At 41.6% G+C, this 13,477-nt stretch carries 9 protein-coding genes; all 9 read right to left on the reverse strand.

What is annotated here, in order from left to right; genetic code table 11:
- Positions 1-67 precede the first annotated feature (67 nt).
- The gene (mgrA, locus tag NQ550_RS16755; protein WP_025578098.1) at positions 68-1,063 is read right to left on the reverse strand and encodes an L-glyceraldehyde 3-phosphate reductase; all 996 of its coding nucleotides are present in this window, start codon (positions 1,061-1,063) and stop codon (positions 68-70) included.
- A gap of 242 nt (positions 1,064-1,305) precedes the next feature.
- Complete coding sequence (gene lacZ / locus NQ550_RS16760) at positions 1,306-4,488, reverse strand: beta-galactosidase, LacZ type (RefSeq protein ID WP_025578097.1); 3,183 nt, start codon at positions 4,486-4,488, stop codon at positions 1,306-1,308.
- Positions 4,489-4,884: 396 nt separating this feature from the next.
- Positions 4,885-5,190, reverse strand: coding sequence for a YerC/YecD family TrpR-related protein (locus tag NQ550_RS16765; RefSeq protein ID WP_008706557.1), 306 nt, complete (start codon positions 5,188-5,190; stop codon positions 4,885-4,887).
- A 237-nt stretch (positions 5,191-5,427) separates the two neighbouring features.
- Entirely contained in the window at positions 5,428-6,150 is a 723-nt protein-coding gene (locus NQ550_RS16770) for a phosphatase (RefSeq protein WP_025578096.1), read from the reverse strand.
- 479 nt (positions 6,151-6,629) lie between these two features.
- Complete coding sequence (gene mmsB / locus NQ550_RS16775; protein WP_025578094.1) at positions 6,630-7,802, reverse strand: multiple monosaccharide ABC transporter permease; 1,173 nt, start codon at positions 7,800-7,802, stop codon at positions 6,630-6,632.
- A 5-nt stretch (positions 7,803-7,807) separates the two neighbouring features.
- The gene (gene mmsA, locus NQ550_RS16780) at positions 7,808-9,346 is read right to left on the reverse strand and encodes a multiple monosaccharide ABC transporter ATP-binding protein (RefSeq protein ID WP_025578092.1); all 1,539 of its coding nucleotides are present in this window, start codon (positions 9,344-9,346) and stop codon (positions 7,808-7,810) included.
- A 143-nt stretch (positions 9,347-9,489) separates the two neighbouring features.
- On the reverse strand, positions 9,490-10,506 hold the full coding sequence (gene chvE, locus NQ550_RS16785; protein ID WP_416386313.1) for a multiple monosaccharide ABC transporter substrate-binding protein: 1,017 nt from the start codon (positions 10,504-10,506) through the stop codon (positions 9,490-9,492).
- 268 nt (positions 10,507-10,774) lie between these two features.
- Positions 10,775-11,872, reverse strand: a complete 1,098-nt coding sequence (locus tag NQ550_RS16790) for a sugar ABC transporter substrate-binding protein (protein ID WP_020993603.1) — start codon at positions 11,870-11,872, stop codon at positions 10,775-10,777.
- Positions 11,872-13,467, reverse strand: coding sequence for a helix-turn-helix domain-containing protein (locus NQ550_RS16795; protein WP_008706547.1), 1,596 nt, complete (start codon positions 13,465-13,467; stop codon positions 11,872-11,874). The genes NQ550_RS16790 and NQ550_RS16795 overlap by 1 nt, the downstream gene beginning before the upstream one ends.
- Between the last annotated feature and the right edge of the window lie 10 nt (positions 13,468-13,477).

The following is a 13,477-nucleotide window of genomic DNA, read 5'->3' on the forward strand; positions in this document are numbered from 1 at the left end:
TAATGCAATTCAGATTACATTACTCTTTCATATCATTTAAGAAAACAGTCTGTCAAGTGGATGTTTATTATAATGCCAATGAACACTCATCAATCTTCTTTAATTCCTCTTCACTAAACGGTGCACTGTCAAGCACTTTCAGGTTCTCAAGAATCTGCTGTGGACGGGATGCCCCGATGAGAACGCTGGTTACGATTCCGTCGCGGAGAATCCATTTCAGTGCCATCTGAGCAAGACTTTCCCCTCTCTCTGCTGCAATTGCATTCAGACTGCGGATACTGTTAAGACGTTCCTCACTGAACTGATCTGCATGGAGAAAACGTCCGTCTGTGTTGACGCGGCTGTCCTTTGGAATTCCATTCAGATATCGGTCTGTGAGCATTCCCTGGGATAACGGGCTAAATGCAATAATTCCCTTTTTCCTCTCTGCTGCAGCCTGTTTCAGGCCATTTGTCTCGATGGTACGGTTAAAGATATTATATCTGTTCTGATTAATGATAAACGGACAATGCAGTTCTTCCAGAATATCTGCAGCGCGTTTCATTGTCTCACCATCATAGTTGGAGATTCCAACATACAATGCCTTTCCGCTTCTGACAATTTGTGCAAGAGCCTCCATGGTCTCCTCAAGAGGAGTCTCCGGATCCATTCTGTGATGATAGAAGATATCTACATAATCCAGACCAAGGCGTTTCAGGCTCTGGTCAAGACTGGCGATCAGATACTTGCGGCTTCCCCAGTTTCCATAAGGTCCCGGCCACATATCATAGCCTGCCTTTGTGCTGACGATCAGCTCATCTCTGTATGCAGAAAATTCCTCTCTCAGGATTTTCCCAAAATTTTCCTCCGCACTTCCAGGCTGTGGGCCATAGTTGTTTGCAAGGTCAAAATGTGTAATTCCATTATCAAATGCTGTGAAGCACATCTGCTTCATATTCTCATAAACACCGGTGTCTCCGAAATTATGCCATAACCCCAGAGATAACTCCGGCAGCATCAGCCCACTGGCACCACAGCGGTGGTATTTCATAGTTTCATAACGTTTTTCATCTGCCTGATACATAAGATAATTCCTCCCTCTTCGTACAGTATGTCGAATCCGAATATTATTGTTATCATTCTCTATCGAAATAACTGTGCCACTCGCTCGTCTACGCAATTAACATAGTTATTTACGCAACAATGTACTTGATTTACTCTTTCTCTGTAATCATACATCCTGTTCCAATTATTTTCAATAAATGTTATTAGCATTATTTAAAAAAGCCACCTTCTGACTGAAAATGGCTTTTTTAATAAACTATATTAAATTCCTTTAAAGCTAAAGGAGAATTCCATCTTTCCGTCTGCATTCAGCAGATATTCCGGATGGGTATATGCTCCCCAGCTGTCGTCACCGCCGATTCCCATCTGGCCTTTGGCTACGCGTACTACTGTGTAATGAATCTGTGGGAGTTCGTATGGATGCATAGCATTTTCCATCTCATGTGGAGTGTATGGGAGTGCAGAGAACATCATTGATTCTCCATCCATTTCAAAGTACATTCCTCTGCCCTTGCGGTCTGTGACTTTCGCCCAACGTACTTCCTCTTTTGCTCCACATTCCTGCGGTACCATGTATCTTGCTATGTTGTCCACAACTTTATTCTGGTAAATGCCCAGTTTTGCACCTTTTTTGCGGTCTGCATAGGTCTCAGCTTCGCCCAGTCCATACCACTGAACATTGTCGTAATCTGCATTGAATTTGAAAATCACCCCAAATTCCGGCGTATCACCAAGTTCTTTTACAGGATCATAAGTTAAAGTTGTCTTCACTTTTCCATCTCCGAATACTTCGTAGGTGAGCTGACACTCACTGGCTGGTGTGGTTGGCATCAGATAGGTAAAAGTTACTTTTACAGAGTGGTCTGTTTCTTCTGTCTGTGGTGAATTGGATGGACCGTATGCACCTTTTCTGTATTCTTTATGACTTAAATACATACTGGCGACTTTCCACTGTGCGTAGCGCATCTGCATAAGATTTCCACAGTCATTGTCTGTTGGTGCGCGCCAGAAGTTTGGTTTCGGGATTGCCTCGATCATCTCTTTGCCCGCATATTTGTAGGAGACCAGACCACCATTGAGGACGGAGAACATTACTTCGAAGTGCTCGCCGCGGACACCAATATTGTGTGTGCTTCGGATGATCTGTGGTTTCTTTACAAACGCATCTGATACACATACATCTTTTTCCGCTATAATTGCTGTTTCTGCTGAATCTGATTTTCCATTCGAAACAGCCTCTTTCACCTGATATACATACTGTCCAAACGCGATCTCATGGCCTGCAGATGCCCACACTTTTTCCTCTTTCAGATGGAAGGAAACAGTAACTGTATATTCTCCGACTGCTTCAGCCTTTCCAAAAGGCAGTTTATATTCTTTCGTACTCAATGGCTCAACTGCTGTTTCCAGTGCTTCTGTACGGATCACTTTTCCATTCTTTGCAAGTGTTACCTTACAGTCAAAAGTATCTGTATTTACAAAGAGGTTCTTGTTAAGCACTTTTACTGTATCAGCTGTCACCTCTGCTGTAATATTCTGATAATTGAATTTCACTTCCTGCATCTTCGGAGATGGTTCTCTGTCACCGCCATATGCGATTCCGTTACCACTGAAATTATAGTCTGTAGGGCGTTCTCCGAAATCGCCGCCGTATGCCTGGAACTCTTTTCCATAGCGGTCTTTCTTATAAATAGACTGGTCAATATAATCCCAGATAAATCCACCCTGATATTTGGGCTCTGTATCTGTCAGGTCAGTATATTTGTGCATGGCACCGCAGGAATTTCCCATGGCATGTGTGTACTCACAGCAGATAAACGGTTTACTGTCATCCTTTGCCAGAAACTCTTTGATTGCTTCTACAGACGGATACATCTGGCTTTCCATATCACTGGTATCATTATAACTGCGGTCATGGAAAAGTCCCTCATAATGTACCAGACGGGTAGAGTCATTCTTACGGAAAAGCTGAGACATTTCATAGATATCTTTTCCGCCAAAAGATTCATTTCCACAGGACCAGATCAGGATTGCCGGATGATTCTTGTCTCTCTGATACATGGAGTTGGCACGGTCAAGCATCATATCCAGCCATTCCGGTTTGTTGTGAGGAACAACATGAGTATAATCCTTTGTAAATTCCGCCACATCCCAGGAACCATGGGATTCCAGGTTTGTCTCATCGATCATATAAATACCATATTCATCACAAAGCTGATAGATCAGTGATGTATCCGGATAATGACAGGTACGGATGGCATTGATATTATTCTGCTTCATAATGCGAAGATCCTTGCGGAGTTCTTCCTCTGATACATGTCTGCCGCTGACAGAACTGAATTCATGACGGTTTACGCCCTTAAACACGATACGCTTTCCGTTCAGAGTCATAATGCCGTTCTTCATCTCGAAACGGCGGAATCCAACCTTCTGAGGAATCACTTCCTGAATATTTCCTGCTTCGTCATAAAGTTCAATTGTAAGATCATAGAGCTGCGGATCTTCTGCACTCCATAATTTTGGATTATTGATTTTCCATGCAAAACTGTTCTGTACAGTCTTGCTGCTATTTGTTTTCTGAATATAAAATGCCTCTGCATCGGCTTCTTCATTTCCAGCTTCTGTAAGAGATTTTTTCTCTTCCAGCACACATTCTCCATCTTTCTCAAGTCTGAAAGCAATGCTTCCTTTTCCCCATGTCTTTACCTTAATTTCAAGATCTGCTACATCCAGATTCTCTTCCGGGATTGCACGGATCTGGAGATCATATGCATGGGTATCCGGAACTGTATAAAGATACACATCTCTGTAAATTCCGGAGAAACGGAAGAAGTCCTGATCTTCGCACCAGCTGCTAGAGGTCCATTTGAATACCTGTGCTGCCAGCTTATTCTGTCCATCTTTAAGATAATCTGTCAGTTCAAATTCAGATGGGGTGAAAGAATCCTCACTGTAGCCAACAAAGGCTCCATTCAGCCACAATGCAAGCCCGCTCTCTGCTCCCTGGAAAGAAATAAACAACCTCTTTCCCTTCATATGTTCCGGCACTGTAAAATATTTCACATAGCTTGCAACCGGATTAAATCTCTCAGGAATCTGACCCGGATAAATTTCCTCATGTCCTTCCCATGGATACTGGACATTGGCATACTGCGGTGCATCATACCCTTCCATCTGGATATGTGCAGGTACATGAATGTCATCCCAGTCATAACAGCAGTAGTCCTCTTTCTCAAATCCCTGAACTGTACTTTTGTAATTACGCGCATAATGAAACTTCCATAAACCGTTCAGACTGTAACGGAAAGAAGTTTCTGTCCCATCCTGCACAGCAGCCTGCATTTCATTCCCATCTCTATAATATACATGATCTGAATGAGCTTCCATTCGGTTATCGCAGAAATACTGTGGATCTTTTACCAGTGAATAATCAAATGCCTTCATACTCTTATGTTCTCCTCATGATTTGTTTTTTATAACTGTTCTCTCTGCCTGCAATATTACATTTCGCCATGCATTTGTAAAATACTTCCAGCAAAATACTTTATATATGACTTTTTTCATAAAAATATCTTATACGATATTGCCAACAGCCAGTTATCTTTCATAAACAAAATTATAACATTATACCAATCCGCATAGTTTGCATATTTGACTATATAATATTCATTTTCGACTTTTATAGATTGATCCTTCGCAGCATTTTCTCAGCCTGCACAACACTCTCCCAGAAGAGGAATAATCGGACTTCTCTTTTATCCGAAAACTCCCTATACAAAAAAGGCAGGTGATCTTCACCTGCCCCACAATAGCACTGCATTTATTCAGCCTTCCGCTATCTTATTCCCCTTTAGTTTCCTTCTCTGCCATTCTTGAAAAAACCATCTCATATCCGTCATTTCCATAATTCAATGAACGATTCACACGACTGATCGTTGCTGTGGAAGCTCCGGTTTTCTCCGAAATATCAAGATAGGTTCTCTTGTCCATCAGCATCTTGGCAACCTCAAAACGCTGTGATAAGGAAAGAAGTTCATTGATCGTGCATACATCCTCAAAAAAAGTATAGCACTCTTCTTTATCCTTCAGGCATAAAATCGCTTCAAAAAGCTGATCTACAGCCTCTGTTCTGATTTTTTTACTCATTTTCATGCTCCTTTTAGAACTCTGTACTTCACTGGACGGACATTTGTCTTTAAAATGTCCGTGTTATATTTCTAACAGTGATATTTTACCACGTTAAATTATAGGAAGCAAGCCTTTAACCTAAAAGAAATTACAGATTTTTTTATTTTCTCACAAAAACCTCTTTCGAAGAGTAAGGCAGATAAAATCATCCTCTTTGTGACGCAGCTCTACACCAAATAACTGCTTCTCAGTTTATCAGAACTTACGATTCACATACTTCCTTATTGCATCCGCAGACCGATTAAGAACCAGCTCTTCCGGAAAATCCAGTTTCTCCAGCAGATCTCTCGCCAGATCAAACTCCCCAATCAGCAAGTCAAAATGAGCATCACTATCCATCACCACCGGAACCTGATATTTCTTACACAGATTCAGCATCACAGTATCATTCTCCACAGCATTCTGCCGGTTACAGTCCGGATCCATAGAATGATTATTCAGTTCCAAAACCTTCCCATATTCCTTCGCACCCTGAACCAGTGCCTCATAATCGATTTCATATCTCCCATCATCCGGATGTCCGATAATATTTACATACGGATTCTTCATTACATTCAGATAGCTTTCTGTATTCTCCAGCTTAGATCCCGGCTTCATGCATGGCATATGCAGACTGGCGATCACCACATCCATCCTCTCCAACGTCCGCTGCGCCAGATCCACAGTCCCCTGTGCATCCAGAATATTCACCTCAGACCCCAGAAGCAACTGAATCCCATACATCTCCCTGGGCACAATTTTCAGATTCTCAAAATAATACTTATGACAGGTCCCCGGCATAGCAGGCGCATGCTCCGTAATCCCCAGAACCTCCAGTCCCTTATCTGCGGCCGCTTTCGCCATCTCCCTCAGAGAACAATATGCATGACCACTCACCAAAGTATGTGTATGCAAATCCAACACAGAACTATATCTCATAACAACCCACTCCTCACTTCGTACAATATTCCCCCTCATTATACGACCATCCTTCTACCTCCACAAGCAAATTTTCCGTCCACCCATTTTTATCGTCCATTTTTACTCAATCCAACACCCCAAAAATCGCCAGCAGCCAGCGCAGAAAAATAGTGTGTTTGATGTGCATTTGCAGGTATCTTAGATATTCTTAGGTCAAAAAAATCTGCGTTATGAGCCGGCTGTATCACTGTCTGAGCGGAGTCTGCGACGGAGCGAGTTTGAGAAGCCGGCTCATGCCTTTAGCAGATTTTCTTGGCCTTAGAATATCTTAGATGCCGAAACCGCACATCAAACACACTATTTTTCTGCGCGTCCCCTGTCAAGTCAAACAGATATTCGCAATTAAAGCAGGAGACTTACTTGATTCGGTAAAAAAACAGGGCCTGCACCCTGCAAGCCCTGCAAAAAATTTCCATTTAAGAATGAATATACAATTTTTATTTTACGATAAAAGATTTTCTCTTACTAACAACATCAAAGATAACCGCTGCCAGCAGAACCAGACCTTTAACAACCTTCTGCAGGTTCTGGTCAATACCCATGATACTCATACCTAAGTTCAGAACACCCATCAGTAATGCACCAATGATAACCCCCGGAACTGTACCGGTTCCGCCATAAGCAGAAGCACCACCAATAAAACAAGCACCGATAGCATCCATCTCAAAGTTTGTACCTGCCTGAGGATTGGCAGAATTCAGACGGGCCATAGTAACCATACCTGCAATAGCAGCCAGAAGACCCATATTCAGATAAGCAAGGAAATAAACCTTATTTGTATTAATACCGGAAAGCTTTGTAGCCTTCTCATTACCGCCAACTGCATAGAAATAACGTCCTGTAGTTGTCTTGGAAGCAATATATGTATAGATTGCAATAATCACAGCTACCCAGATCAGAGAATTCGGAATACCTTTATACTGAGCCAGACGGAACATAAAAGCAATAACAACTGCACAGATCAGAATCATCTTAACTGCAACGCCACCAAAAGCATCTACACTGTACCCTTTCTTCACACGATCTGCACGATTCTTCAGAACAAGCAACACATATACAATACAGACAATAATACCAACTACAAAACAGATAAGATTAAATCCCTCTTTTCCAAATGGATCCGGAATATAATTGTTAAACAGTGCCAGGTAAGAATCAGGCATTGGTGCCAGTGTCTGTCCCTGTAAAACTACGTTTGAAAGACCACGGAACGCAAGCATACCAGCCAGAGTTACAATAAACGGTGGGATTCTTACATATGCAATCCAGAATCCCTGCCATGCACCGATGGCAATACCTGTAAGCAACATAACCAGCATTGTAAGATATGGGTTCATACTGTTGAGAACCATCATCTTACCGCCAACTGCTGCTACAAAACATACAACAGAACCAACAGAAAGGTCAATATTACCACCAGTCAGAATACAGAACAACATACCTGTTGCAAGGATAAATACATACGCATTCTGGGCTACAAGGTTATTCACATTCTGAGGAAGAAGCATAACCCCCTTTGTATTTACAGCAAACATGATGACTACCAGAACAAGAACAAGCACCATGGTATATTTCTTTAATATCTCTGAAAAACTAATCTTTTTTTCCATCTTCTTTACGCTCCTTTTCCTGATTTTACGATCTTGGACATGATCAGTTCTGATGTGGCCTCTTCTTTGCCGACCTCACCTACGAACTTGCCCTCATTCATGATATAGATTCTGTCTGACATTCCAAGTACTTCCGGAAGTTCAGAAGAAATCATGATGACAGATTTTCCTGCTGCTACCAGATCGTTGATAATACAGTAAATTTCGTATTTCGCACCTACGTCAATACCACGGGTAGGCTCATCAAGGATCAGAATATCCGGTTCTGTAAACATCCATTTTGCAAGAAGGACTTTCTGCTGGTTACCACCACTTAAGTTGCCTACATTCTGCTCGACAGACGGACATTTTGTTTTCAACTTCTTTCTGTAATCCTCTGCCACCGCATATTCTTTATCTGCGTCAATAACCTTTCCATTACTGACTCCCTTCATATTTGCAAGAGAAGTATTCATCTTAATGGATTTGGAAAGTATCAGACCATTTCCTTTTCTGTCCTCTGTAACATAAGCAAGCTTGTTATCGATTGCTTCCTGTACAGTATTCAGCTTCACTTCTTTTCCGTTCATGAATACCTGACCGGAAATCTTAGTTCCATAACTTTTTCCGAAAATACTCATTGCAAGCTCTGTACGTCCTGCACCCATAAGTCCGGAGATACCTACTACTTCTCCCTTATGCACCTTAAATGATACATTATCTACTACTTTTCGCTCTGAGTACAGCGGATGATAGACATTCCAGTTCTTAACCTCCATGGAAACATCCCCGATCTTTACATCCGGACGTTTCGGGAATCGATCTGTCATCTCACGACCTACCATACCCTGAATAATACGCTGCTCGGAAAAGTCATCTTTTTTCTTATCCAAAGTCTCGATAGTAGATCCATCACGGATAACTGTAATCTTATCCGCAACATAGGAAATTTCATTTAGTTTATGGGAAATGATAATAGATGTCATTCCCTGTTTTTTGAACTTCAGAAGCAATTCCAGCAGAGCCTGAGAATCATCCTCATTTAAAGATGCTGTCGGCTCGTCCAGGATCAGAAGCTTGGCATTTTTTGCCAGTGCCTTGGCGATTTCTACCAGCTGCTGTTTACCTACACCAATATCCTTGATCAAAGTTCTGGAGGATTCTTCAAGTCCTACTATTTTCAGATATTTATCTGCTTCTCCGTAAGTTTCATTCCAGTTAATAGATAATGAACTTCCTCTTTCATTACCCAGATACATATTTTCACCGATCGTCATATATGGGATCAGCGCCAGTTCCTGGTGAATGATTACAATTCCTTTTTCTTCACTGTCTTTAATTGTATTGAATTTACAGATTTCACCGTTATAAATAATATTACCATCGTATGTTCCATACGGATAAATACCACTTAATACATTCATCAGGGTAGATTTACCGGCTCCATTTTCACCGACCAGAGCGTGGATCTCGCCCTCTTCCACCTGAAGATTAACGTTATCCAGTGCTTTTACACCTGGGAAAGTTTTGGTAATATTTTTCATTTCCAGAAGTATCTTAGCCAATTTTGTTTCCCTCCCTTTTATAAATCATGCCTGCGGCGGGCAGCCCTATAGCAATCCCAGGAAATACTGAATTACATTATTTTCTGGGATTGCTATAGATTAACACAGGCGGGTGGTATTCCCGCCTGTATGATCAATTTTTATTACTTAATCTGATCTTCTGTATAATATCCGGAATCGATCAGCATTTCTTTGTAATTGTCAACCGTGACAACAACCGGATCACAAAGGTATGTCGGGATAACACCTGTGCCGTTATCATAGGATTCTGTATCATTAACTTCCGGTTCTTCACCTTTCATGATGGAATCAACCATTCCAACAACTGCTGTTGCAAGAGCACGTGTATCCTTGAATACGGACATAGCCTGTTTTCCTGCTACAAGGTTCTTAACATTTGGTGTATCACAGTCCTGACCTGTGATGATCGGATATTCTCCTGTGTAGGAAGCTGCAAGAGCATTTTCTACGCCAAGTGCTGTAGAGTCATTGGAGCAGAGAACTGCATCAAGATTTGAACCGTCTGAGTAGTTACCTGCGATAATTGTATCCATTCTGTCCTGAGCCTTTGCACTGTCCCAGTTAGCAGTTGCAACCTGCTCAAATTCTGTCTGTCCGGATTTAACTACCAGCTTACCTTCGTCAATATATTTCTGAAGTACATCCATTGCTCCGCCGAAGAAGAAGTTACAGTTATTGTCACCAGGATCACCTGTGAACAGCTCAATATTAAACGGTCCGTCCTGATTGTCGAGATCAAGTGCATCTACTAAATATTCGCCCTGTTTCTGACCTACCTTGTAATTATCAAATGTTGCATAATAAGTAACTGCATCTGAGTTCATAAGCAGACGGTCATAGGAAATAACCGGGATTCCTGCTTCTTTAGCCTGTTTCAGTGGCTCACCAAGACTGCTTCCGTCGATAGATGCCACAACCAGAAGATCACATCCGTTTGCAACCTGATTCTCAAGCTGTGAAACCTGTGTGCTTACATCGTTGGATGCATACTGAAGGTCTACTTCATAGCCGGCTGCTTCCAGCTCTTTCTTCATGTTCTCGCCATCCTGATTCCATCTCTGAAGATCTTTTGTAGGCATTGTAACACCGATCAGTTTCTTGTCATCCGCTTTAACAGCTACTCCCGGGATAACTACCATTCCAGCTACCATTGATGCACAAAGAATTGCAGATACGACTTTCTTTCTCATTGTAAAAATCCTCCATTTCTTTTTACGTTTCTCACGTTTTCTTGATAACGTTACTATAGCACAGGGCAATCTGGACATGGTTGGCAAGAAACAAGACATTTTAAGAAAAACAAAAAATGCCCTGCACAGGACAGGACATTTTTGTTGCAAGATAATGCTATATACTGATTTACTCTTACATCTGTAAAAGCAGCCGGATAATCTCTGAATATTTTATTTAACTGTAATCCGCATTCAGATAAACTTCATCTCTGCGGTGGAAACCTCCTTCAATGATCACCTTATCTATATTCTCTTTTGTCACTGCAGTTGGTTCAAGGATGCAGGAAGGAATCTCATAAGTTCCGTCATTTACTGTTTCTGTCACATCTTCCAGTTCTGCAACTCCCTTTCCACTACCCATTTCCACTGCATATTTCGCTGCTTTTCTTGCCAGATCTTCAATTGGTTTAAAAGCAGTCATATACTGTGTTCCTTCTACTATTCTCTGACAAGCTGCAAGATCTCCATCCTGACCTACAACAACCACATTTCCGGCAAGCTGATTCTCTGCCAGTACCTGTACGACCTGACTGGCAATGTCATCATTTCCGCACATAATTCCCTTAACATGAGGATATTTTTCCAGGGCTTCCTCCACATATCCGGCAGCCAGTTCTGCTGTCCAGCCATCACAGTTAGCTTCATAAACCACATGCAGATCTGTGTCTGCAAGCATATCATCAAACCCCTGTTTCACCATCTGGACATTATTATCTGAAGAGGATCCCTGTATCATAAAGACATCTCCTCCCTGAGGAAGTGCATTGACAAGTGCCTGTGCCATGATCTCACCCACCTTACGGTTATCAAAGGAAATGTACAAATCTGTATTGGCATTATTGACCATTCTGTCATAGGAAATAACCGGAATTCCCGCACTCTGTGCCTTCTGTATGGCATCTGAAAGTGCTCCACAGTCTCTTGCGATCACAACGATCACATCCACCTGCTTATTTATAAAGTATTCAATCTGACTGATCTGCTCTTTGACATCTGCACCTGCATCCTGCACATTTACCTCTGCTCCCAGTTCTCTGGCAGTCGCCACAAATACATCTCTGTCGCGGATCCATCTTTCTATAACAAAAGAATCCACTGTAAGTCCGATCTGAACCTTATCCTCTTCCTTATTCTCTTCTGCTGTTTCTTCATTCTTATTCTGTTTTTGTTCTGAAGAGGAACCACATCCTGTCAGCAGTATCATCCCTGTACAAAATGCCAGTATTCCAAGCAGCAGCTTTCCGCAATTCTTTTTTGTCTTATATAATTTCATCAGCCTAACCTCTCTCTGAACTCACTAGGCGTAACTCCTTCATACTTCTTGAAAATCCTGCTGAAGTAATTGGGATCACTGTATCCTGACTGTGCACATATTTCCTTAATGGAAAGTCTGGAATCCTGCAGAAGTTCTCTGGCATTTTTCAGACGTATTTCTGTAAGATATTCAATAAAGTTCTTACCTGTTTCCTGTTTAAAAAGTTTACTGAAATAATATGGACTGATATCTACCTCTCTTGAAACATCATCCAGAGAAATATCCCTGCGGAAATTTTCATTGATATATTCCTTTGCTCTGTCAATAATACTGCCAGCTTCTTTTTCCTTGGAATTCTCCAGTTTCGTACAGATTTCTCTCGTCTTATCCAGAAACCACTTCTTCAGATTTTCTATATCCGTACAGGACTGAAGCTCCCGGATATAGCTTCTCCTGCTGTTAACATTATATTTCAAAGTTCCTGCAAAGAATGCCCTGCGTTCCGCATTCATCACCATCTCCAGGATTTTAATCTCAATGTCTTCTCTTGTGACTGTCTGCTGACTGTGCATCCATTCAAAAAATCCCTCTGCGCAGTTCATCGCTCCCGCAGCATCCTTCTCAAGGATCCTCTTCTGATATCTGATTTCCAGGTCTCTTGGATATTCCCCGTCATATTTCTGTGCCGCCGGTACATCCTCAATATGCACTACATGACTGATGCTCTCTCTCAGTGCGACCACCGCTTCCTTAAAAGATTCCTTCACGCTTCCAAGTTCTTTGACCCTTCCTATTCCACAGCGGAACATACTGTCGATCCGGTTTTCAAATTTATGTACCATATTTCTGGCTCTTGTGACAATTGCAACTCTGTCTTCGTAATCTTCTTTCGCATTTTCATAAGGAACAAGCAGTACGATCCTGTTTCCCATAATAGGACCTACAAGGCATTCAAAGAATCCCTGTGCGATTTCACGAAAAGTAGAATAAAATTTGTTTGCCTTTACACTTGCACCTACTGCATTACTGAGCACCCCATTTTCCATAGAATCTCCAAATTCTATGACCATCATATAACCGTATTTCTGACGGATATCAAGAAGCTGTGTATAATTATCCTGATAAGTAACAAAATCATCCTGCAGAAGAATATTATTGATATATCCACTCTCAATCATAGGTACCACTGTCTCCAGTTTCTCTCTGATCAGGAGATCATCGCTTCTCTTCTGCCGTATCTGATCTACCTTTGTCATCATCTTCGCGCAGGTTTCCAGAATTACTTTCTTATTTACAGGCTTTGTGAGAAACTCCTGAACTCCCAGGTTCACTGCTTCTTTTGCATAATTAAACTTATCATATGCAGTTATGATCACAAAAACTGCTGAGCTGTTAAATTTCTGAATTTCCCTGATTGCCTGGATTCCGCTTATTCCCGGCATCTGGATATCCATAAAACAGATATCCGGCGGATATGCCTGTGCCATCTCCACCACAACTCTGCCTGACTTTGCACAGTGGATCTCACATTCATTTCCATATTCAGTTTCAATAATTTTCTTTAATGATTCCAGCATGATACCTTCATCATCTGCCAGCAAAATTCTATACATCTTCTCTCAC

It is taken from the genome of Blautia wexlerae DSM 19850, assembly GCF_025148125.1.
GTDB lineage: Bacteria > Bacillota > Clostridia > Lachnospirales > Lachnospiraceae > Blautia_A > Blautia_A wexlerae.